The organism is Cyanobacterium stanieri LEGE 03274 (genome assembly GCF_015207825.1).
In the GTDB taxonomy this organism is placed as follows: Bacteria; Cyanobacteriota; Cyanobacteriia; order Cyanobacteriales; family Cyanobacteriaceae; genus Cyanobacterium; species Cyanobacterium stanieri_B.
On the sequence record NZ_JADEWC010000013.1, the window covers coordinates 1 to 23,774 of the forward strand.

Consider the following 23,774-nt stretch of genomic DNA (forward strand, 5'->3'; position numbering starts at 1 on the left):
ATTCCAACGTTAATGCCCCCATTGCCAATCAAGAAACCCCCCTAGCCCCCGGGGAAAAAATTCCCATCACCAGACCTAACAGCGCCCCTCAACCCCCCACAGGATGGGAAATTACCACCACTTCAGGACCAGCAGAAATTGAACTAGCCCAACATCTAGCTTCGGTGGGTGCTACTAAATATACTGCCTACTGGTGTCCCCACTGTTACGATCAAAAACAACTATTTGGGGAAGAAGCCTATAATATTGTCCCCCATGTGGAATGTACCCCCGATGGTTTAAATGGTGAACCTCAAAAATGTGAAGGGGTTGTCAGGGCTTTTCCCACTTGGTTAATTGATGGACAAGTTTATGAAGGTACTCAAACCCTTGAGCGTTTAGCCCAATTAACGGGATACACGGGCAACACAGACTTTAAATATACTTTACCCGGTCGTTAATTTTGTTTCCTCCCCTGTAGGGAGGTTTTTTTTCGCCCATCACTCTTGAGATTGTAGAATGTTAACATAAGCACCACGGGCATTAGAATGAACCCCAGCGCGCCAGGCCTCATCATCAACGGGTTGCCAAGAAAGATTACTAACTATGCTTTTGGGGTCAAAATTATTATTGAAAGAAACATAAACCTTATCGGTGGTAATGGGAATCACCTGCACTTGTCGTAATGTTAGGGTTTCCTTGTCAAATAAAACTCGTCCAATGACGTTTTCAGGAACGGGCAATAATACAGGGTGAATAAAATTCCCCAGACTCTCAAAAATAACTCCTCTTTTGCCCCTAGGAGACTCTACAACCCTGATGGGTTCGAGACGGTGGGGGCCATGTCCAAAAACTATATCCCCTTCAAAATAACGGATAAAATTAACCCCTATGTCCACCAATTGTTTTTGGGTTTCCCTTGTCCAACTGTGGATGGAAAGGATACGAATATCGGCTTCAGAGTCACGGAGCGATCGTAATATAGTTAGTTTATCTTTTAAACAGGCGGTGTAAGTACAATCCCCGTAAGCAAGATAAAGACTTGCAAAGGCAATCTTAACGGATTTATCTTTGATCATCATGGTTTTAACTACCGCTCCCTTGTTTTCCCCCGCCCCATGCCATAACCAACTAGCATTTAATTCCCTGGTTAACCTTTCCATGTGCCTAGCGGTAGCATAAACCCCGTCAACCCCTTCTTCGGTGCGATCGCAATCACGGGTATGATTATTCGCCAAACCAATCAAATTAAACCCCCTCTCATAAATACCCCTCATATTCTCAGGGTGAGACACAAAAGCAAAGGAGCGAGGGGCCGGGGGCTCCCAAAATTGATGACAAGATAAGCCCAAAGTGCTTTCCCAATTGAGAAAAGATAAATCCCCCCGATAGGATTTTCCCGTACCATCAAAAGCGTCTAATAATTGTCCAAAGTTAGCCCTTACCCTCGGAAATACGGCATCGGTTAAAGCCATGGGTTGTCTATGGCTATGGGCCATCCCTGCATCCCCCACCCCTCGAATGTCAATAAAATCCGTTGCTTTTTCATGGTCAAGGGCGATCGCCCCTAAAGTATCATAAAAATTAGTTTGATTGGGCTTATGCTTTATTCTTCTGGCTATTACAGGGTTTTTTGGCTCAGGAAGGGGCATAAAAGTTTCTTCCATAGCATCAGTTACAACTTCATCATCTATGGCCATAGTCTGAGAAATCTCCCCCACAACATAATCGTTATTGTTATTGCCATCACAACCAACCATGGAAAAAGCCATAAACAATCCTAGTAAAACCCTATTAACCATAACTTTGTTAATAAATAAAAAATCTTTACAGCAAAAATTAAAAAACCCGCAATACTCGAAAAACTCTGACAAAGCGTCATTACACCTCGAATTTTAGCCCTAACCTGAAAATTTATCAGCCCTTTTTTCAGGAAATATGAACAAAATGTTAAAAAAATATTACGAAATGTCAAGAAATGCTACTAAAATAGGATAGAGAAATAGTAGTAGTAACAAAAAAACAGATGCGAGTAGCAATTGCAGGAGGAGGGTTAGCAGGTTTATCCTGCGCCAAATATTTAACCGATTTAGGACATCAACCTATTTTGTTAGAAAGTAGAGATGTATTAGGGGGTTTAGTAGCCGCTTGGAAAGATGAAGACGGAGACTGGTTAGAAACTGGTTTACACGCCTTTTTTGGGGCTTATCCCAATATGTTACAACTCATGGGAGAATTGGGGATTTTAGACCGCTTACAGTGGAAACAACACACCCTCATCTTTAACCAACCCGAAAAACCAGGCACCCTTTCCCGCTTTGATGTGCCTGATATTCCCTCTCCATTTAATGTAATTACTTCTATTCTGCGCAACAATGATATGTTGACTTGGAGTCAGAAGATTCGCTTTGCCATTGGTTTGTTTCCTGCCATTATCCGTGGTCAAAAATATGTAGAAGACATGGATAAATATAGCCTCATTGAATGGTTAAGGATTCAAGGCATTGATGAAAGGGTGAATACTGACATTTTTATTGCTGCTTCTAAGGCTCTTACTTTTATTAACCCTGATGAGGTATCCGCCACCATTATTCTCACGGCGTTAAACAAGTTTTTGCAAGAGCGTTATGGCTCAAAAATTGCTTTCTTGGATGGTGCGCCCCCAGAGCGTTTATGCGCTCCCATTGTGGATTATGTTACCGAAAAGGGTGGACAAGTGCGCACTAGCTCACCCTTAAAAAGAATTGTCTTAAATGAAGATGGCTCGGTTAAACATTTCCTGATTAGAGGGTTAAATGGTGCTGAGGATGAAATCATAGAAGCGGATGCTTATGTATCAGCTATGTCGGTGGATGCCATGAAATTATTGATGCCTGAGCCTTGGAAGGAAGAACCTTTTTTCCAACAACTAGAAGGGCTTGAGGGTGTACCTGTGATTAATGTGCAAATTTGGTTCGATCGCAAATTAACCGATGTAGATCAACTTTTATTCTCCCGCTCTCCTTTGCTCAGTGTTTATGCGGACATGAGTGTTACTACTAAAGAATATTATGACCCCGATCGCTCCATGTTGGAGTTAGTTCTTGCCCCTGCCCAAGATTGGATTGGTAAATCCGATGAGGCGATTATCGAGGCTACCATGGAGGAGTTAGCCAAACTTTTCCCCGAACAAATTCCCCACGTGGCCAAGGTACGTAAAGCGAAGGTATTAAAAACCCCCCGTTCGGTATATAAAGCCATTCCAGGCCGTCAGGCTTATCGCCCTAGTCAAGCTACTCCTATTTCTAATTTCTTCCTTTCGGGTAGTTATACCATGCAGGAATATTTAGGAAGTATGGAAGGGGCTGTTTTATCTGGTAAATTGACCGCTCAGGCGATCGCCAATAAAAAAGTACCTGTCAGAAAACCAAGTATGGCAAAAGGTGAACCTACCTTTGTAGGATAATCACAATGATTTATTTCTCAAGGGGTTTAACGGTTGTTGAGGTTCAGGAATTTTGTTAGACTCTATGGGAAATAAATAGTTAAAACTTGCCAGATAGTGAGACAATACTAGAAAATTGTCATTATTTTTATTTTTAAACTTAATCTAGTAATTATTTCAGCAGGGATGAATGCTGCAACTGCCTAAAAAATTAAAACCAAAACACCCCCTAGCTTCCGTCGAGGAGTCCTATGAATATTGTCGTCAAGTAACGGCTAAGTATTCCAAGACCTTTTATCTTGGTACTTTGTTGATGCCCAAACAAAAAAGAAAGGCAATCTGGGCTATCTATGTCTGGTGTCGTCGTACTGATGAATTAGTGGATGGCCCTCAGGCTAAATTTACCACCCCTGAAACCCTTGATTTGTGGGAAACTCAATTGGAGTCGGTATTTGATGGTCAACCCATTGATGATCCTGATGTGGCTCTGGTAGATACCCTTAGCCATTTTCCTATGGATATTCAACCCTTTAGGGATATGATAGCTGGTCAGAGAATGGATTTGTATCGTAACCGCTATGATACTTTTGAGGAGTTAGATTTATATTGTTATCGTGTGGCAGGTACGGTGGGCTTGATGTCTTCGGCGGTGTTGGGGGTTGACGATCGCAATGTCAGCGTCCCTTGGAATCGTCAATCTATCATTGTACCTGAACAAGAGGCGATCGCCCTTGGTATTGCCAATCAACTCACCAACATTTTAAGGGATGTGGGAGAGGATATTGATCGTAATCGTATTTACTTACCCCTAGAGGATTTAGCCAAATTTGACTACACTGAGGAAGATTTATTTAACAAAGTAATTGATGATCGTTGGCGTAATTTAATGAGGTTTGAGATCAAACGAGCCAGAAAGTATTATGTGGATGCAGAGAGGGGTATCAGGGCTTTAAACCCCGATGGTCGTTGGCCTGTGTGGACTGCTTTAATGTTGTATCAAGGTATTCTCGATGTCATTGAAAAAAATGATTACGATGTTTTTAACCGTCGTGCTTTTGTACCAACTCCCAACAAAATGCTTTATCTTCCTGTGGCATGGTTGAGGGCTCAAGCTCTTTAAAATAACCTGAGTTCGGAATTAGTGATAAATAACCTCAGTTCGGGATAAGAGTTGTGTTATGTGGTAGGGGACGTACCATGGTACGTCCGTACAGGCTTTTGGTTGCAGGTTGCAGGTGGTAGGTAGGCCATAGTTGGTTAATTATTCATTGTCCATGGTGAATTCTTCACAGCTTTAAAAAGCTAAAAATGTTATTCCTAACTTTAGTTAACATATAGTTTTTGTCAACTTCTTAACCTGATACCCGATACCTGACACCTTTTTTACAAGACTACAAATTTTATCCTAAACTCAGGTTAATGATTACCCATTGCCCATTGCCTATTACCCATTGCCCATTACCTCCTAATTTTTGACTAAAATCTGTTTTAAACTTTCTAAATCAATGGGTTTAGAGATATAACCATTCATTCCTGCATCAAGACATAAAGTGCGATCGCCCTCCATAGCCCCTGCTGTCATGGCAATAATATGGGGTTGTTGAGATGAAGGATAATTATTTCTAATCCAACGGGTAGCTTCTAAACCGTCCATTTCGGGCATTTGTATATCCATCAAAATAACATCATAATGCTGACGTTTTAGGGCTTCAATAACTTCTAAACCATTGGATACCACATCGGCTAGATGGCCTATTTTTTTGAGACTAAGTAGGGCTACTTTTTGATTGACGTTATTATCTTCGGCTAAAAGAATTTTGAGGGTTTTTTTATGGGTGGATGATTTAGGTTGATGAATTAATGTATTATTTTTTATGGGTTGTTTTTCTTCCATAGTAGTAACTTTGACGGTGAAATAAAAGGTTGCCCCCATGCCGATGTCACTGTTTACCCAGATTTTTCCGCCCATCTTTTCGGTTAATAATTTACTGATAACTAGGCCTAATCCTGTTCCTCCATATTTACGGTTAATGGAAGAATCTATTTGAGTGAAAGATTTAAATAGTCGATTTTGTCTTTGTTTAGGAATACCGATACCAGTATCCTTAATGGCAAATTTAATCTGATATGGCTGATTTTTATTATTGGTTTGATAATCATCAATTTTAAAACCTGTCACCGTGAGGGTGACTTTTCCTTTTTCTGTAAATTTGAGGGCATTTCCCAAAAGATTAACTAAAATTTGACGGATGCGGGTTACATCACCGATAAATATTTGGGGAAGCTCGGAAGAATAATAATAGCTAAATTGTAAGTTTTTCTTTTTAGCTTGAAATTGTAATAAATCAAAGATACTTTCAATACATTTGACTAAGTTAAAGGTTTGTTTTTCTAACTCTAGGTTTCCTGATTCAATTTTGGAAAAGTCGAGAATATCGTTAATGATGGTTAATAAACTTTCTCCACTACTACGGATAATTTCAACAAATTCTTTTTGTTGGGGGGTTAATTTAGTGTCTAATAATAAGCCTGTCATGCCGATTACTCCATTCATGGGAGTACGAATTTCATGGCTCATCATGGCTAAAAATGCACTTTTTGATTTGGTGGCTTTTTCGGCGGTTTCTTTGGCTTTGATTAACTCCTGTTGGGTTTTAATGCGATCGCTTATATCACAAATATAACCATGCCAGATAATGCTTCCATCGGCTTGTGTGGTGGGGGTAGAATGTCCCGAAACCCAAATTATGCTTCCATCTTGACGACAGATACGGTATTCACAATAACATAACCTTAGATCTTGAGTTGATTCTTGGAGTAATTGGCGAACCTTTTCCATATCTTCGGGATGAATAATGTTAAATACGGGGGTAGCATCGTCTTTTACTTCTTCTGGGGTGAGTTGAAATATTTGTTTGATACCGTCACTGGCGTAGGGAAAATGGGAACTACCGTCGGGGCGAAGACGATATTGAAAAATCATGCCAGGGATGTGTAGGGCTAGTTGTTGTAATGTGTGTTTAAATTCAATTAAGGCGAGTTCGGTTTGGCGGCGATCGCTTATATCCGTTATCATGGCTAAACTACCAAGATATTCACCCTTTTCGTTAATATTGGGAGTAGTAGAAACGATCGCCCATAAATCAGAACCATCTTTACGGGTAAAACGAAAATCATGTTGCTCTTTAATTCCCTGCACCAGTCTTTTGAGATATTTTTTAGCTAAATTTTTAGCCTCTTGATCCATAAAATAAAATAAAGGTTTACCCAACATTTCTTCTGCGCTATAACCTAACATCTCTCCCATTTGAGCGTTAACAAAGTTAGTGTTACCATTTTTGTCAATCATCCAAATTCCTTCGGTGGTGGTTTCAACGATACGACGATATTTTTCTTCACTGTTTTTTAGGGCAGTAATATCAAGGATTGTGCCAAAATACCCCGTTACCTTTCCTTCTTCATTTTTGATGGTTACTCCATTCCCAGATACCCAACAAACTTTGTGATTTTTTTGATTAATAAAACGGTAGGTGGAAACAAAAGGAATATTATTAATAATAGAATTATGCCACTCCTCAAAAACTCGCTCTTTATCCTCTGGGTGTAGTGCCTTTGCCCAACCAACCTCCATAGCTTCGTTATATGTCATACCAGTCATCTTTAACCATTGAGGATTAACATAATGACATAATCCCTGTTCATCGGTTTGAAAAATACCCACGGGGGCATTATTGACTAAAATTCGGAATTTTTTTTCACTTTCTTTGAGGGCCACTTCAATAATTTTGCGATAATCAATGTCGCTATGGGTGCCGATAAATCTGCTGGGGCGGCCATGGGAATCCCTTTCGATTACTTGGCCTCGATCTAATATCCACTTATATTGCCCATTTTTACACTTTAATCGATGTTCATTTTGATAAATGGGGGTTTCTCCCTTCAAATACCTTTCAATGTCTCGGTAACAGGATTTGAGGTCGTCAGGATGCACCCTGTCACTCCATTCCTGGAGGCGATCGCTTATTTCCCAATCTTCATATCCTAACATTCGTTTCCACTGCCTAGAAAAATGCACCTCATCGGTTTGAGGATTCCAATCCCAAGTGCCATCCCCCGAACCTTCCACGGCTAATTGCCACCTAGCTTCACTTTCAATTAAAGCCAGTTCATTTTTTTTGCGTTCGGTAATGTCAATAATCATGGCTAAAAATACATCTTGATTTTCCTCCCTAATTAGTTGTAAATGAACTTCTACGGGATACTGACTCTTATCAGCCCTTTGGTGGATAGTTTGATAAATTAATAATTCTTTTTCTTGTGTGCGTAGGGGTTCAATTTTTGTCTGAAATTGTTTTTCGTTAAATTCTGGTTTAATATCAACGGCAATCATTTTGCTTAAGATTTGCCATGGAAAACCTAAGTTATCGATCGCCCTTTTATTGGCGTATAAAATTTGTAAGGTATCAGGGGAAAAAACTAAGATTTCATTGAGACTTGATTCTAAAAAATAAGCTAAACGATGGTTTTGTTGCTCAATTTTTTTATGATTTTCACAAGAAGAGTTGACGGATATATTTATCTCTTTTAGTAAACTTTGGGGGGTAATGATACCAATTCCTTTACCCTGACTATCTACAATGGTTAAAACATCAATACTTTGTTGAGAAAATAAATTAATTAAATCATTGATATTGTTTAATTCATCTTGGCTATGGGTGAAGAATTTTTTTCTCATTACCCGCACAACGGTAAGGGATTCTAAGGGCAATTTATCCCCTAACCATGACACAATATCCCTTGGGGTAACTAATCCAACCAAACGGAAATTATCTTCCACAAAGGCATATGTTAGTGGTTGAGATGGGGCATCATCAAGCATTTTTTTTCCCTGATTCATCTGTTCAATGACTTTCAGAATCGGTGTTTGAGGATTTACAGTGACAAAGTTATGTTCAATGTATGGTGGTAAAGCCGATGACGAATTCATAGTTTATCTATTGCTGATGTGCTTTTCCCTTAACTCTTTAATTATAGTTACAAAGATAGTTGATCAATTCGATCAAAAAAGCCCCCGTAGGGGCTTCAAAGTTAAAGCTAATTAGACTTGTAGTTTATTTACTGGCTCGGGGTTGAATGACTCCAAAACCGCCATGGTTTCTGATGTAGATAACGTTAATCTCATTGGTTTCTTTATTGCGGAACATATAGAAGTCATGATCTACTAATTGTAGTTGTTCTTTGGCTTCATCAATGGTCATGGATTCCATGGCAAAGTATTTCATTCTTACCACTTCTTCGGGTAGTTCGGCGTGGCGATCGCCTATTAAACTATCTTCCACGGGTTTATCTTCGATGGCTTCTACGGTTTTTTCGACGGGATGAATTTTCTTGTCGAGATTTCTTTCTTTATATTTGCGTAATTGACGAGTAATTTTATCGGAAACTAAATCAATACTGGCGTACAAACTTTCACTATTTTCCTGCGCCCTAATTACTGTTCCGTTAGCATAAACTGTTACTTCTGCTTTATGTTTATTACTGATACGAGCATTACGGGCAACGGATAGATGAACATCCACTTTACTAGCTAAATTTTGGAAATGCTTAACTGCTTTTTCTAGTTTTTCCTCTACATAATTATGGATAGAATCTGTGACTTCGATATTGTTTCCTTGAATTAATAGTTTCATAATTTATACTCCATTTTACTCGCAATATTTTAATATCTCAACTTATTATCTTGTTGGATATTTTTTGTTTTTTCTCTTGGTAATGATTAAGAGAATTTAGCCAGTTTGCTTTCCATTTTACTTGATATTGATTATTTTAGCCATAAACCACATATATTAGAATTTTTCTTTTTTTATTTCTTTTAAAGAAAAAACGCCTGTTTTAAGGTTAAAATAAATTTTGAATCCTTTTAGTTAATTTATTCTCCTTTTCTTTTCCTTATACTAATACCATAACACTTTTGTGATCTAAAAAACACTCTTTTTTAACTTATTTTTAGGTTTAGTCTTTTTCTGTAACCTTTAGTTACAAAGTCGGTAAATTGTAACAAATTGTCTCTATTTTAGAATTTGTACAAAAGGTGCTTAGGGTGTTAAAAGAATTGAAAAAAAAAGGATTACCTGATATTTTTAAGAAATATTATTAATATTTATTTACATTAATTATGATTAAAAGTAATAAATTATTTAGTTTTTTAGGGCTAATGGTTTTAGGTATAACAATTCCTAATTATGTTGACAATATAATAAAACCCGTTCAGGCTCAAAGCCAACCCCTAAAAATTGTTTATCCGCCCCATAACCATCAAACCGTTGCCAGGTCAATATTTTTCATTGGCTCAGCGCCCCAGGGTGCTACAGTGTCGGTAAATGGAGAAAACATAGACACATCAACCCAAGGATTTTTTGCCCCAAGTTTCCCATTACAAATGGGGGAAAACACCTTTATTATTCGTTCTCAAAATCAAGAAATCAGAAAGGTAATTACCAGAAATGCCGATCAACCCAGTGAGGAGGATTTGAACAGTTTAGCCCCTAATTTAGTTTACCCTAGGGTTGACATTGCCCGATTAGCCGATGAATTGGTGTGCTTCGAGGCGATCGCCCCTAAAGATGCTCAAATATCGGTAAAACTAAGCCAAAATACCGTAAAACTAGAGCCTAACCCCAGTATTGTTAACCTTCCTCCCAATTCAGCAGTTTTAAACGCTAATAATAAACCAGAAACCATCATCAATAAATCATGGACAACCATGAAAGGATGTCAAACCCTCCAGGATAATAACCCAATCGAAAAACCCGTCTTTGTGATGGAATATCAAGGGCAAACCATTAGCCAAAATCAGGTGGGGCAAATTGAAACCCTTTCCCCCCAAAACTTGCCAGTAATAGAAGTTACCGCCTCCCAAGGGGTTGCTAGAAGCGGGCCTAGTACCAATCATTCTCGCCTTACACCCTTACCCCAAGGCACTCAAGCTCAAGTAACAGGTAAAGAAGGAGAATGGTTACGCCTTGATTATGGAGCATGGATTAGGGAAAATGAAACCCGCCTCTTATCCATTCAAGCCCCCCCCATCAGTAACATCCGCAGTGTTAATTCTCGTTTCGGTGATGATGCCACACAAATTATTTTCCCCTTAGAAAATCCCGTACCCATCACCATCAAACAAGCCGATGATACCTTTACCCTTTCTCTCCATAACACCATTGCCCAAACCGATACTATTCGCTTAGATGATAATCCCTTAATTCGTCGTCTCGACTGGTATCAAGTAAAACCTACCCAGATTGATTATGTATTTAGGCTTAAATCATCCACTCAGTGGGGTTATGATGTCCGTTATGAGGGTAATAATTTAATTTTAACCCTTAACCATGGTCCTAGGGTTTTATCGGTGGATAATTTACAGGGTGTTACCATTTTACTCGATCCTGGTCATGGGGGTGATGAATTGGGCGCAGTGGGGCCCAATGGTTATCCGGAAAAGGATATTAATCTTGTGATTTCTAAGTTAGTCGCTAAAAGGTTAAGGGAAAAGGGGGCGGAGGTGATTTTAACCAGGGAGGATGATAGGTTTGTTTCTCTGGGCGATCGTATGGCGATGATTGATAGAATAAAGCCTACCCTTGCCCTATCTATCCATTACAATGCTTTACCCGATGGGGGAGATGCGATTAATACAAAAGGCATCGGAATGTTTTGGTATCATCCCCAAGCCCATGATTTAGCGATTTTTTTGCAGGATTATTTAACTACTAATTTAAATCGTCCGTCTTATGGGGTTTTTTGGAATAATCTGGCGCTTACTCGCCCCCATACAGCCCCTAGTTTGTTGTTAGAGTTAGGTTTTATGATTAATCCCGAAGAATTTGAGTGGATTATTAACCCCCAAGCCCAAGAAAAATTGGCTGGTGGGGTTGCTGATGGGGTTGCCCAATGGTTATCAAAAACTAGGTAGGGTGCGCTGAATAAATTTCCATGGAGGGAGAGTAATTGTTTATGGTTTACTTTCAGGGGTGAATTGTTTTCTTTAAGCCTAAGATAGTATGGAGTAATAAAACTTAAAATTTATTTATGTTTATTAATATTTATCAACCAGATAAGGTGAAAAAGTTCATTGAAGATAAAATCTTATTCGGTAATGAGCTTACCCCTGAATTGGCAGCTATTTTAACGGTATATTTTGTTCAAGGTATTTTGGGTTTGGCGAGGTTGGCGGTGAGCTTTTTCCTTAAGGATGAGTTAATGTTATCCCCGGCGCAGGTGTCTGCTTTGATGGGGGTGGCGGCCATTCCTTGGGTTACTAAACCGATTATTGGTTTTTTTAGTGATAGTAAGCCTTTATTTTCTTATCGTCGTCGTAGTTATCTTATTTTATCAGGTTTTTTAGGGGCGATCGCATGGCTTAGTTTAGCTACCATTGTTAGTAATGCTTGGGGCGCTACGGTGGCCATTTTAATGACTTCTTTATCGGTGGCCATGAGTGATGTTATCGTTGATTCTGTGGTGGTAGAAAGGGCAAGGAATGAATCCCTAGAAACCGCTGGTTCACTGCAATCGGTAACTTGGGGTTGTTCGGCATTGGGGGGAATTATTACCGCCTATTTCAGTGGTTTATTGTTGGAATATTTCAGCGCCTCCCAGGTGTTTATGGTAACGGCTTGTTTTCCTCTGATTGTGGTGGGGGTAGCGTGGTTAATTATCGAAAAACCTGTCATGGAGGAGGAAGAAACGCCGAGCGCATGGAATCAAACAAAGCAGTTATGGAATACCCTCAAACAAAAAACTATTTTAGCCCCTGTAATTTTCATTGCCCTCTGGCAAGGCACTCCTAGCGCCGATTCTGCTTTTTTCTTTTTTACGACTAATGAGTTAGGATTTCAGGCGGAATTTTTGGGGCGGGTGCGATTGGTGACGAGTGTGGCTTCTTTAATTGGGGTGTTTTGTTATCAGAAATGGTTGAAACAAATTTCTTTTCGGGTGATGTTGGGTTGGAGTGTGGTTTTATCTTCTTTGTTGGGGATGACGAGTTTAATTTTGGTTACCCATTTTAATCGTACTTTAGGTATTGATGATCATTGGTTTAGTTTGGGTGATAGTCTGATATTGACGGTAATGGGGCAAATTGCTTTTATGCCTGTGTTGGTGTTATCTGCCCGTCTTTGCCCCGAGGGGATTGAGGCAAGTTTTTTTGCCTTATTGATGTCTATCTGGAATTTTGCGGGGTTAATTTCCCATGAATTGGGGGCTTTATTGACTGATTGGTTAGGGGTAACGGAAACGGATTTTTCTAATTTAGCTTTATTATTGCTGATTACTAATTTATCTAGTTTGTTGCCTTTATTTTTGATTAATTTTTTACCTAACCATGATCCGCAGGAGGTGGCTTCTGTTAATCTTCCTATATCTGAGGTTTACGAGCATCATAGTCCTGGGGCGATCGCCTCTAGTGATATAATGCCCGAGGTGGTTTATTCTTCTAGTAATAGACGCCCACAGCAAATTAAGGAAAACTAAAAAACATTTTCGGCGTTGCTGACTTTAGGTATGATTTCTCGTTGAGGAAGGGAACGGGGAACGGTTATAATATCTAAAAGTATTAGTTTTTAGTGTAATTCAACGATATTTCATACTATAACCCGTGCAATGCCACATCTTCACAGTATATCAAGTCCGCTTGAACACTTACAGATTAATTCAAAATAATGAAAGTTTAATTTATTAAACGAAGTATCATTAGCCGTGTAATTTATTACACGGTTGGTAAAACAGGTAATTGAGCGAACTTAACATTAAATTAAGGATGCTAGTGGGCATCGCCCACCATAACAACTTTAACCAAAACGGCCACTGACATATTGTTGGGTAGCTTCCTCGGCTGGATTTTGGAAAATATTTTCAGTTTTATCATATTCCACCAAATAACCTAATTTGCCCCCTCCTCCCTCAACACTACGGGCATTAAAAAAGGCAGTTAAATCGGATACCCTTGAAGCCTGTTGCATATTGTGGGTAACGATGATGATGGTGTAGTTACGCTTTAATTCGTGGATGGATTCTTCTACCTTAAGGGTGGAAATAGGATCTAGCGCCGAGCAAGGTTCATCCATTAAAATAACATCAGGTTGAATGGCGATGGTACGGGCGATACACAAGCGCTGTTGTTGCCCCCCTGAAAGGGCTAAACCACTCTGTTTGAGTTTGTCTTTCACTTCATCCCAGACGGCCGCTTTGCGTAGGGAATCTTCTACTAAGTCATCCATATTGCCTTGATAGCCATTGAGTCTTGCACCCCAGGCGATGTTTTCGTAGATGGATTTGGGGAAGGGGTTGGGTTTTTGGAATACCATACCAATTCTAGATCTTAAACCCACAGGATCAACGGATTTGGCATAAATATCTTTACCTTTGAAGGTAATTCTGCCTTTAACTCTGGCGCTGGCGACTAAGTCATTCATGCGGTTGATACATCTGAGGATGGTGCTTTTTCCGCATCCAGAAGGCCCGATGAAGGCTACGGCGTTATTTTTGGGGATGTCTAGGTTGACTCCTGCCACGGCTTTATGAGTGCCATAATAGACATCTACGTTTTCGATCTGGACTAGGGGTTCTTGTGCTATATTTTTATCTAATTCTGGACTCATGGTTATTTTTAGTAATTAAAATATTTTATTTGGGCTTTTTTGTCTGGGTAGAGTTAAACTAAACTACTGTAAAGCTCTGGCTGAATTGAAAAATAAAAAGCAAATTTACAGTAATTATAGTCTGAGTGTGCCAATTATCAAGTTAAGACGAAATTAACAAAATTGAGAATCTAATGAGTAGTATTTCCCTATGTATGATTGTTAAAGATGAGGCGAAGTCTTTGCCTAATTGTCTTAATAGTGTAAAAGATTTTGTTTCGGAAATGGTGATTGTCGATACGGGTTCGACGGATGATACTAGGGAAGTGGCGCAGGGTTTTGGGGCGAAGGTGGTGGATTATGAGTGGAATAATAATTTTGCGGATGCTCGTAATTTTGGTTTGGGTTTTGTGGAGTCGGATTGGGTTTTGGTTTTGGATGCGGATGAGGTTTTTAATGGGGAGGTTTTTCCTGCCATAGAAAAGGCGGTGGGGAAGGATGATAATTTGGTGGTGAATTTGATTCGTCATGAGGTGGGGGCGAATTCTTCTCCTTATTCGTTGTTGTCTCGTTTGTTTCGTCGTCATCCTCAAATTAATTTTTCTCGTCCTTATCATGCTTTGATTGATGATGCGGTGGAGGGTTTACGGGAGGAAGAAGGCCATTGGCAGGTGGTGGATTTGGCTCAAGTGGCGATCGCCCATTATGGTTATCAACCTGCTATTATTGAGGCACAGGATAAGGCACAGAGGGGAAGGGTTGCCATGGAGTCTTATCTTAAGGAGAATCCCAATGATAGTTATGTATGCAGTAAGTTGGGGGCGCTTTATCTACAGTTAGGGGAGAAAAAAAAGGGTTTAAAGTTGTTAACTAAGGGCTTAAAGTTACATGGTAGTAGTCCTGCGACTACGTTTGAGTTACACTATCATCTAGCTAATGCTTTGGTAAGGGATAGTCAGATTGATTCGGCGATTAAACATTATGACAAGGCGATCGCCCTTCCCCTTTTACCTATGATAAAATTAGGGGCTTATCATAATTATGCTAGTTTATCTTACCAACAAAAGGAATATTTAAAGGCGATCGAGTTATACCAAGAATGTCTAAAAATTCAGCCTAATTTTGCTTTGGTTTACTATAATCTGGGTTTATGTTACAAGGCTTTGGGGCGTAATTTCAAAGCTATTACGGCCTATCAAAACGCCATTAAACTTAATCCTAACGATGCCTATGCCTATCAAAATCTGGGGTTATTGTTATATCGACAGGCTCAATACGAAGATAGTCAGAAAGCCTTACAACAGGCTGTTATGTTGCACCGTCAACAAAATCCTAACTTTGCCATACAATTAGAACAGGAGTTAAGGGCGATCGGTTTTTCTTTTGAATAGAAGTTTATCATCACCCACATTCCCTCTCTTGCCTTTTAACCCCTTGCTAAGATAAAGTATAAATCGTCCGTAATAGTGATTAGAAGATGAGAATCCGTCGTCAAGAGCCTTCCCCCGCCGTTGCCGTTGAAAGTTTGCGCTATCAAGTAAAAGTACCAGAAGCCGAGCCACAAAACATCCTTGAGGAGATTGTTTGGTACAAAGAGCAAGAGGTGGAGAAAATGCGCGATCGCCTTTCTCTGTTAGATTTGAGGGTAAAGGTAAACAACCTAACCAACCAACCCAAGGACTTTTTAGGGGCGCTACGTCATAGCCCTAATCAACCCGCCCTCATTGCTGAGGTGAAAAAGGCATCCCCCAGTAAAGGGGTTATTCGTGCTGATTTTGACCCCGGTGCGATCGCCTCTGCTTACCAACAAGGGGGCGCGGCTTGTCTATCTGTATTAACTGACAAAAAATTTTTTCAGGGTAGTTTTGAAAACCTTGCCATGGTTAGAAACACCGTCAATTTACCCCTACTGTGTAAAGAATTTGTCATCTACCCCTATCAAATATACCTCGCTAGGCTCAACGGAGCTGACGCTGTCTTACTCATTACCGCCATTCTCAAAGATAGTGACATTAAATATTTTCTGAAAATTATCGAAGGATTAGGCATGACAGCCTTAATTGAAGTTCATACTCTCTCAGAATTAGATCGAGTATTAGCCATTGAGGGAGTGAAGTTAATTGGTATTAATAATCGCAACCTTGAAGATTTTACCGTTACCCTCGATACCACCAAAGATATTCTCGCCCAAAGGGCAGATATTATTAAGGAAAAAGATATAACCATTGTCAGTGAATCGGGTTTATATACCAAAGAGGATTTACAGTTTGTACAACAAGCCGGGGCAAACGCCGTATTAATCGGTGAATCTTTGGTAAAACAAGACAACATCACTGCGGCAGTGCAAAATCTTTATTAAGCTATACTTCCCCGTTTTCGGGCTTCTTTATAAGAAACGCCCACATTTCGCACCCCATATCTTAACATTTGATCTTCGATGAGGGAAAAAAATTGGGTGCGATCGCCCCCTTTCACCACCGCCAAATTATGGGCTTCGGCTAAGGCTACGGGATAACCAAAACCTTTATCAATTTGAGTCAGGGTAATACTAAGGGCTTGATTTAACAATTCTGAATCCTCTGCTATCCACTGTGGAAACTCTATTCTAGCCACCTCTGCACCCCCATGGAGGTAACAAAAATGGGTTTTTTGACTTTCAGGGTAAAAATCCAGAATACGGCTGTTACTGCGAAAAATAGCACTTCTTTGGCGAGGTTGTAAAATTTTTTGCCATAAACTACTATCCCTGAGGGGTTCTACTTTTTGACAAGGATTTTTTTCATTGTCCAATGAGCAGTAATTATTACAATTAGGTACATCGTAGGGACAAGCCATGAGGCGCAAAAAGCTGATTGCTTCGGTACTACGGGAAGCGCTGATATAGCCCACGATGGGGATTTTACTTTCCCTTAATTGTTCCCATGATTCAATGACAGGGTTTAATATCTCCTCTCTGGCTTCGGTGGGCAGGGTATCTAAAAACCAAAAAGCCAACGAACCATCTGTCATGGCTAAATTCGGGACATTAAAATGCGCCCCTGGAGGGTTTACCCATGTACAAGCCATTTCTGTTAATATTTGGATTTCTTTTAAGGTGCGCTGGTAGCCCATCCATTCTTCGGTGCGGATGCCCCATTTCCTTGAGCCGTAAAGATCTTCTGTTTTATAGTATATTTCGGGAATGCTATCTAGTAGGGGATGGAGATTTTGTCCATAGTGAAGCATTATTCTGCCGATGTTAATCAGATAACAATAGATAATTTCATGGTGGGAGGGGGCAATTTGTGAGCCATCACTGGAAAAAACACTATGGCTGGGGGGGGCTTCTGGTATGTCTATGGCTGTATCTAATGATTCTACGGGTGTGCCAGGGGAGAATATGAGGCGATCGCACCATAATTCCTGTGCTTTAATTAAATTATCTTGATGCTCGTTGGCTTGGAAAAAAAGTTGTTGAGCCATTTCCAATCTTTTTACACTAGCTTGGGCGTCTTTTTGCATCTGTTGCCCGATTTCTGGCATTTGTCGAGCTAATTTGGCTATGTCAAGCATTTCATTTAATGGACAATGGACAATTATCAGGTTTTAATATCTCGGTATTATACTAAATTCTGTTTTAATAATGTACTAATTAAGACAGGGAACAGGGAATGGGTAACGGGCAATAGTAATATGAAATAGAAAAAATATTGCTATAAATATAATTAACTTCAGTATTTCCCGCCTTGTAATGAATTACAAGGCTACGGATTTTTCGTTCAATAAATTGAACTTTTATGTTTGGAAATAAATGGATTCAGCACCCATAAATCTATACAAGGAATGGTCAAGGGTTTTAACCTAAATTGAGGTTAATTAGGCTGGGATTTTATTTGAGAGGTTTTATTTGTCGTAAACATTTAAGTATTTCATATAAGTTAAATATTTTCGACCATTTCTGGCTATTATATCAAGTTCGGATAATTCGTTATCAATAGATTTTATCTTCGTATCCCCACCCTGTAATAAATTACACGGCTAATGATAGTTCGTTCAATAAATTGAACTTATTGTACCTTTACTCCCTATCCCCCTTACTCCTCATTTCCAAGCCATTGCCCATTCCCTATTGCCACACTAAACTAAAAATCATACCTTAATTCACCAACGCCAATTTTTGATGTTTGCTAGTTAAAAAAGATCACCCCTAAAATTATTAAACCAAAAAGAAGGCGATACCAGACAAAAATCCAAGTTTTCTTTTTCTGTAAAAAACGAATTAACCAAGCAATGGCTAGATAGGAAAAAATTGCTGAAGATATAGTACCAACCACAAGGGGCATAATGGACTCGGCATTAACATTAACCGTTAACACATCCCTTAACTCCACCAATCCGGCGATGGTAATGGCCGGGATACCCAATAAAAAAGAAAATCTGGCGGCCGTGGAACGTTCTAAATTAATAAATAATCCTGCGGTAATAGTTGAGCCTGAGCGAGACACCCCCGGAATTAGGGCTAGGGTTTGGGCTAATCCCATCAGGATACCATCTCTAATGGAGAGGTCATCAAAATTTCTTTTCGGGTGAGAAAATTTTTCCGCCATGGCAAGGAGTATGGACATAATTATGGACGTAAGGGCGATCGCACTCAATCCCCTAACCACAGAGCTATCATAATCAGCCACAAATGCTTTAATACTTAAACCCACCACACATATAGGAATAGTACCTACAATAATACCCAAACCGATTTTAAATTCATGGGTATCATAATTTTTGGTGTGCCATGCCTTAACCATTCCTAAAGTCAGAGTTTTTAAATCTTGCCAAAAATAAGAAATAACTGCCAGAATACTACCTAACTGAATAATAGCAGTAAAAGCAACCCCAGGATCGCCCCATCCGAGCGCCATGGGTACAACCTTCAAATGAGCAGAGCTACTGATGGGTAAAAACTCCGTCATGCCTTGTACAAAACCCAAAAAAACGGCCTGAAAAAAGTTTAATGGCTGGTAATTTGTCTCAACCACCAAATTTTGGGCAACGGTTACCCCCTGACTCAATACCACAAGCATTAAGCCACCTAAAACACCAGACACCCAAGTAAAAATCGATGATTGAGACTTTATAGACATTTAATAAGTAATGAATAATTAAAAGATGGATAGACAAAGAGAAAACAGCCAATTGGACTGTCATTGTGCATTATCCATGGTGTATTGTCAATGAGTTTATTTTAAAATTTCTTTTATTTCTTGAGCAGAGGCTACATCCCCCCTTTGTTGATAAATTTCTTCTGCTTTTTTGAGCATGGTGGCGGCTTCTTCATTTCTACTTCTTTCCTTGAGAAGCATTCCTAAACGATGATAGCCATAGGGGTTTTGAGGTGCTACTTCGATAAATTGGCGATAAGCCACAATGGCCATGATATTATTTCCCTGTCTTTCTAACACCCTTGCGATACTACCATGGGCAACCACAGAGTTAGGATCTAAACTAGAAGCCCTCCGATAAGCACTTAGAGCCATTTCCCAGTCTTCGTTTTGCTCATATAACATTGCCATTTTCAAGATGACATTGGCATCACTGAGGTGATTAACGTGTAAACTTTCTAATTTTTTTAATCCCTCGGCGGCATCGCCCTGTTGAAAATAAGCAGTGGCTAATTTTACTTGTAAATCTGTATTGGTGGGAAATTTATTGATGGCTTCGGTTAAAAGGGCGATCGCACCTTCATACTTACCCTGTTGATATAAGGAAGTAGCCATCATATCATAAGCGGTTTCATTGGTTGCATTGAGGGAAACGATTTCTTGATAATGTCTTTCTACCGCCTCATGTTGTCCATTTCTGAGGGATAAAACCCCCAAAGCTAAGTGATATTCCACATTTCTAGGCTGTAATTCCAACGCCCTACCATAAGCCTGTATGGCCTCGGCTTCCTCACCATTTTTGGCTAAAGTATAACCCAAAGCCCCGTAAAAACTAGCATTATCAGGCTCTAGGGAAACCGCCCGACGATAAGCCCTAGCTGATGCAGAAAAATCACCATTACTAGCATACAAAAAGCCCATCCCTGAAAAAATACGAGCATTGGTATCATCAATACTAGAGGCTTGACGATAGGCATTAAGAGCGTTATTCAAATCTCCGTTATCAATATATTCCTTTCCTTGGGTTAGTAACTCATAAAGTTGCTCTTTTTGCTGAAAAGTAAGCTGTTTACTAACCTTCTGCTGTGCCTCGGCAGAAGACATTACGTTTAGTAATCCCATACCACCAATTACCAGTGAGAGGGTTAACTGACTCAGAAATTTTCTGTTCACTGTTCGTAAATCTCCATTTTGACTTAATGAATCTTAATATTAGCAAACCCAAAAGTCAAATGGGGGAGATTTTTTTAGTTCAAAACATTCTTCCTATGCACTCATATCCCTAACACTTTGTAATACCTACTACCTAACTTCCTGCATCAACATAGTTTTTGGCTTCCTCTGCCACGGCATCGGACTTGTCTTGTGTTAATTTTTGTAAAGCACCTTGAGCTTTTTCCCCTCCGAGTCGCCCGAGGGCTTGGGCTAGACGGTGGCGAATTTGCCAATCATCGTTATCCACAAAATTTAGAAGTAAATCGATGGCTCGGTTATCGCCTAATTCCCCTAAGGCGCTGATGGAAGCTGTTTGTAGTAAAGTATTATCGGAATTAAGAGCTTTTTCTAGTAAATCAAATCCACGGCTATCCCCCAATTCCCCTAAAGCGGCCACTATACTAAATTGGATTAACCAATCATCGGTGCTGTTATACACTTTTTCTAAATCGGGATAAGCATCCTTCATTTTCAGCCCCGCAATGGCATCGGCGGCTGCTGCCCGAACATCGGACTCTGGATCGTTATATAATCTATCTAGCAATACTTCTTTACTTTTAGCTAAATCTGCCCCTCCGAGGGTGTCTAGTTGTGACACGGCTGCATATCTCACCCTGACATTATCATCTTGAATCACAGGGATAATCAAGGCAAAAGCGTCTTGGGGGGATAGATTTCTAAGTTCATTGATGCCCCTGATGCGATCGCCAAAGTCCTCAGAATAGAGAAGTTTTTTAACTGATTCTGGTGTACTACTCATATGTATATTGTTTTATTATGGTTTGTAATCAGCACCCTTAGTAAGAGTCCGATTAATTATTGATTAAAAAAGAGTTAAAGAAATCGAAAATTAACAACAAATAAAGTGGAAATGATAAATTATAGTATCTGTTGCGTCATATTCTATAACTAATTTTCCATTACCACCATCAAAGTATTTAATTAATGACTAGCTATCTAAAGCCATAGCTTGAATAATATCCCCTTGGGTAACAATACCAACCACATTACCATCAGCATCCACTACGGGTAAACGACTAATTTTTTTCTCGTGGAGAATTTGAGCCGCCCTTTTCACAGAATCATCGGATTTTATGGTAATTGGCTTATTTGTCATAACCTCCCCTACGGTTTGCCCTAGGGCTTTATGAATATCCTTCTCATAACGATTGGGATTTTGTAAATAAATAACACTATCTAAAATCATAATATAGGGGGGTGGCTCAACTCCTGTTTCTTGCCACATTAAATCTGTTTCAGAGATTACCCCCACTAATTTATTATCCTTATCCACTACGGGTAAGCCGCTCAATTTCTTTTGGGCCAAAATAGTAATGGCATCTTTAAGGGGGGTATCAGGATTCACCGTGATGGGTGAGGGTGTCATTATATCTGCAACGGTTTTATTCATTATTTTTTGTATATAAAATATCTTATGCTCCCTTAATTTTATCAAAATCAAAGGCTTCATACGTCAAAACGGTTAAATAATTAACAAAATCATAGGGGAGATGGAGTGATGAGGAGTGAGGGAGTAGGGGTGATGGGGAGTATGGGTGATGAGGAGTATGATTAGGGTTTAGGTGACATATCATAGTTTATTAATTGTCCATAGTTTTCACTTTGACAAGACTATCAATTGGCATTGTTGATTTTGGGTATGAAGCATTATTGAATTACAGTAAATGTATAGCATTAAAACTATTATTACTATTGCCTATTGCCAAACTAAACTAAAAATCATACCTTAATTCACCAACGCCTATAAATTTGCTCTCTAACTCAGGTACTTTTACCATTTTTAAATTTCAAAGTTAGTAAAACGCTATATATATCCTTGTGGATTAAGAATTCTGGCACATTTTACTAATGATTAAAATGCTTGAGCGCCTTGAAATTCGGCTTTTTGAGCGTTGGCAGATTCTCCGCAGGTGCGAGGGGTAGGAAAGATTTTTTCGGGGTTAGCTAATCCTTTGGGGTTGAAAGCACTTCTAACATATTGCATGGTTTCTAAGTCTGCTTCGGTGAACATATCTGCCATGTAACATTTTTTATCGCTACCGATGCCATGCTCCCCTGATATGCTACCACCTACTTTGACACAAAGTTTGAGAATTTCTCCTCCTAATTCTTCTACTTTTTCAAAACTTCCTTCTTCGGCTTGGTTGTATAAAATGAGAGGATGCAAATTTCCGTCTCCTGCGTGGAAAACATTGGCGATGCGGTAGCCATATTGTTCTCCTAAGGCGTTTATTTCGCTTAATACGGAGGCTAATTGCGATCGCGGCACAACCCCATCCTGTACGAAGTAATTAGGGCTAATTTTGCCCATGGCGGCGAAGGCTGCTTTTCTGCCTTTCCATAGTTTTAGACGGGTGGGGGCATCTTCGGCGGAGGTAATGCTTCTTGCCCCACATTTTAAACAAATTTCTCCGACTTTTTCCTTGTAATTTTTGACTTCCACTTCTAAGCCGTCTAATTCTACTAAAAGAATGGCTTGGGCATCTCGGGGGTAGCATTGGGTGGCGACAATGTTTTCTACGGCGTTGATGCTAAAGTTATCCATCATTTCCATTCCTGCCGGGATAATTCCTGCTTGAATAATTTCACCTACGGCGTTTCCTGCTTCTTCTATGCTATTAAAGTCGGCTAAAACTACGGAAATAGAATCGGGGGTTTTGAGGATTTTGAGGGTGATTTCTGTGGCAATGCCTAAAGTGCCTTCTGAGCCAACAAATAATCCTGTGAGGTCATATCCTGGGGTTTCTGGTACTTTACCGCCTAGTTTTACTATATCTCCTTCTGGGGTGACGATGGTTAAACCCAATACATGGTTGGTGGTGGTGCCATATTTGAGACAGTGGACACCCCCTGAATTTTCGGCTATGTTGCCCCCAATAGAACAAATGATCTGGCTGGAGGGATCGGGGGCATAGTAAAATCCTGCACCGCTGACGGTTTGGGTTACCCAGTTATTGATGATTCCTGGTTGTACGACAATTCTTTGGTTTTCGTAATCTACTTCTAAGACTTCGCGCATTCTGGCGGTGACGATTAAAACGCAGTCTTCTACGGGTAATGCACCCCCTGATAATCCTGTACCTGCACCCCTTGCAATCCATGGGATGTCGTTTTCATGACAAATACGGGCGATCGTACTTACTTCCTCAGTGGTTTTCGGTAAAGTAACCAAGGCAGGCCGTTGCCGATATTGGGGTAACCCATCACATTCATAGGTAAGTAATTCTTCTTTACGCTTGATGACTCCTTTTTTTCCTAAAACGGCTTCTAACTGTTTAATTATCGATTGCCATTTATTGCGTTTAACACTGAAAACCATTGATTTAAGAACCTAGTAGCTACTAGAACTATTATATATTGAACTGA

16 protein-coding genes and 1 pseudogene are annotated in these 23,774 nt (G+C 39.7%); 7 read left to right on the forward strand and 10 right to left on the reverse strand.

Annotated features, from left to right (window positions below; all coding sequences use genetic code 11):
• Positions 1-440: pseudogene (locus IQ215_RS07305) on the forward strand (vitamin K epoxide reductase family protein); the annotation flags it as partial.
• Positions 441-479: 39 nt separating this feature from the next.
• Here the strand turns inward: IQ215_RS07305 and IQ215_RS07310 are convergent.
• Entirely contained in the window at positions 480-1,781 is a 1,302-nt protein-coding gene (locus tag IQ215_RS07310) for a CapA family protein (protein ID WP_193800663.1), read from the reverse strand.
• A 224-nt stretch (positions 1,782-2,005) separates the two neighbouring features.
• Between IQ215_RS07310 and pds the strand changes: the two genes are divergently transcribed.
• Both pds and crtB read left to right on the forward strand, forming a co-directional pair.
• Positions 2,006-3,424 carry a 15-cis-phytoene desaturase gene (gene pds / locus IQ215_RS07315; protein ID WP_193800664.1) on the forward strand — a complete coding sequence of 473 codons (1,419 nt, stop codon included), beginning with the start codon at positions 2,006-2,008 and terminating at the stop codon, positions 3,422-3,424.
• A gap of 169 nt (positions 3,425-3,593) precedes the next feature.
• Positions 3,594-4,523 carry a 15-cis-phytoene synthase CrtB gene (crtB, locus tag IQ215_RS07320; protein ID WP_193800665.1) on the forward strand — a complete coding sequence of 310 codons (930 nt, stop codon included), beginning with the start codon at positions 3,594-3,596 and terminating at the stop codon, positions 4,521-4,523.
• A gap of 345 nt (positions 4,524-4,868) precedes the next feature.
• Here crtB and IQ215_RS07325 read toward each other — a convergent pair whose 3' ends face one another.
• Both IQ215_RS07325 and hpf read right to left on the reverse strand, forming a co-directional pair.
• A complete protein-coding gene (locus IQ215_RS07325; RefSeq protein ID WP_193800666.1) occupies positions 4,869-8,390 on the reverse strand; it encodes a PAS domain S-box protein in 3,522 nt (1,173 codons plus the stop codon).
• Positions 8,391-8,514: 124 nt separating this feature from the next.
• Entirely contained in the window at positions 8,515-9,093 is a 579-nt protein-coding gene (gene hpf, locus IQ215_RS07330) for a ribosome hibernation-promoting factor, HPF/YfiA family (RefSeq protein WP_193800667.1), read from the reverse strand.
• 485 nt (positions 9,094-9,578) lie between these two features.
• Here hpf and IQ215_RS07335 point away from each other — a divergent pair, with 485 nt between their 5' ends.
• Positions 9,579-11,372: an N-acetylmuramoyl-L-alanine amidase gene (locus IQ215_RS07335; RefSeq protein WP_206688537.1), complete on the forward strand. Its 1,794-nt coding sequence runs from the start codon at positions 9,579-9,581 to the stop codon at positions 11,370-11,372.
• 116 nt (positions 11,373-11,488) lie between these two features.
• Positions 11,489-12,931 carry a folate/biopterin family MFS transporter gene (locus tag IQ215_RS07340; RefSeq protein WP_193800668.1) on the forward strand — a complete coding sequence of 481 codons (1,443 nt, stop codon included), beginning with the start codon at positions 11,489-11,491 and terminating at the stop codon, positions 12,929-12,931.
• A gap of 317 nt (positions 12,932-13,248) precedes the next feature.
• Here the strand turns inward: IQ215_RS07340 and pstB are convergent, their stop codons facing one another.
• Entirely contained in the window at positions 13,249-14,058 is an 810-nt protein-coding gene (gene pstB, locus IQ215_RS07345) for a phosphate ABC transporter ATP-binding protein PstB (protein WP_193800669.1), read from the reverse strand.
• Between the two features lie 173 nt (positions 14,059-14,231).
• Here pstB and IQ215_RS07350 point away from each other — a divergent pair, with 173 nt between their 5' ends.
• Positions 14,232-15,428, forward strand: coding sequence for a tetratricopeptide repeat protein (locus IQ215_RS07350; RefSeq protein WP_193800670.1), 1,197 nt, complete (start codon positions 14,232-14,234; stop codon positions 15,426-15,428).
• Positions 15,429-15,514: 86 nt separating this feature from the next.
• Positions 15,515-16,396: an indole-3-glycerol phosphate synthase TrpC gene (trpC, locus tag IQ215_RS07355; protein WP_193800671.1), complete on the forward strand. Its 882-nt coding sequence runs from the start codon at positions 15,515-15,517 to the stop codon at positions 16,394-16,396.
• Here the strand turns inward: trpC and IQ215_RS07360 are convergent.
• From IQ215_RS07360 to glcD, 6 genes are all read right to left on the reverse strand, one after another.
• Positions 16,393-17,589, reverse strand: coding sequence for a DNA double-strand break repair nuclease NurA (locus IQ215_RS07360; RefSeq protein ID WP_193800672.1), 1,197 nt, complete (start codon positions 17,587-17,589; stop codon positions 16,393-16,395). The genes trpC and IQ215_RS07360 overlap by 4 nt on opposite strands.
• A 614-nt stretch (positions 17,590-18,203) precedes the next feature.
• Positions 18,204-19,154 (reverse strand): undecaprenyl-diphosphate phosphatase, encoded by a 951-nt coding sequence (locus IQ215_RS07365; RefSeq protein WP_193800673.1) that lies wholly within the window; start codon positions 19,152-19,154, stop codon positions 18,204-18,206.
• Between the two features lie 96 nt (positions 19,155-19,250).
• Positions 19,251-20,345, reverse strand: coding sequence for a tetratricopeptide repeat protein (locus IQ215_RS07370; protein ID WP_193800674.1), 1,095 nt, complete (start codon positions 20,343-20,345; stop codon positions 19,251-19,253).
• A 133-nt stretch (positions 20,346-20,478) separates the two neighbouring features.
• Positions 20,479-21,147: a phycobilisome degradation protein NblB gene (nblB, locus tag IQ215_RS07375; RefSeq protein ID WP_193800675.1), complete on the reverse strand. Its 669-nt coding sequence runs from the start codon at positions 21,145-21,147 to the stop codon at positions 20,479-20,481.
• Between the two features lie 189 nt (positions 21,148-21,336).
• Entirely contained in the window at positions 21,337-21,798 is a 462-nt protein-coding gene (locus IQ215_RS07380) for a CBS domain-containing protein (protein ID WP_193800676.1), read from the reverse strand.
• A 462-nt stretch (positions 21,799-22,260) separates the two neighbouring features.
• Complete coding sequence (gene glcD / locus IQ215_RS07385) at positions 22,261-23,727, reverse strand: glycolate oxidase subunit GlcD (protein WP_193800677.1); 1,467 nt, start codon at positions 23,725-23,727, stop codon at positions 22,261-22,263.
• Positions 23,728-23,774: the final 47 nt, after the last annotated feature.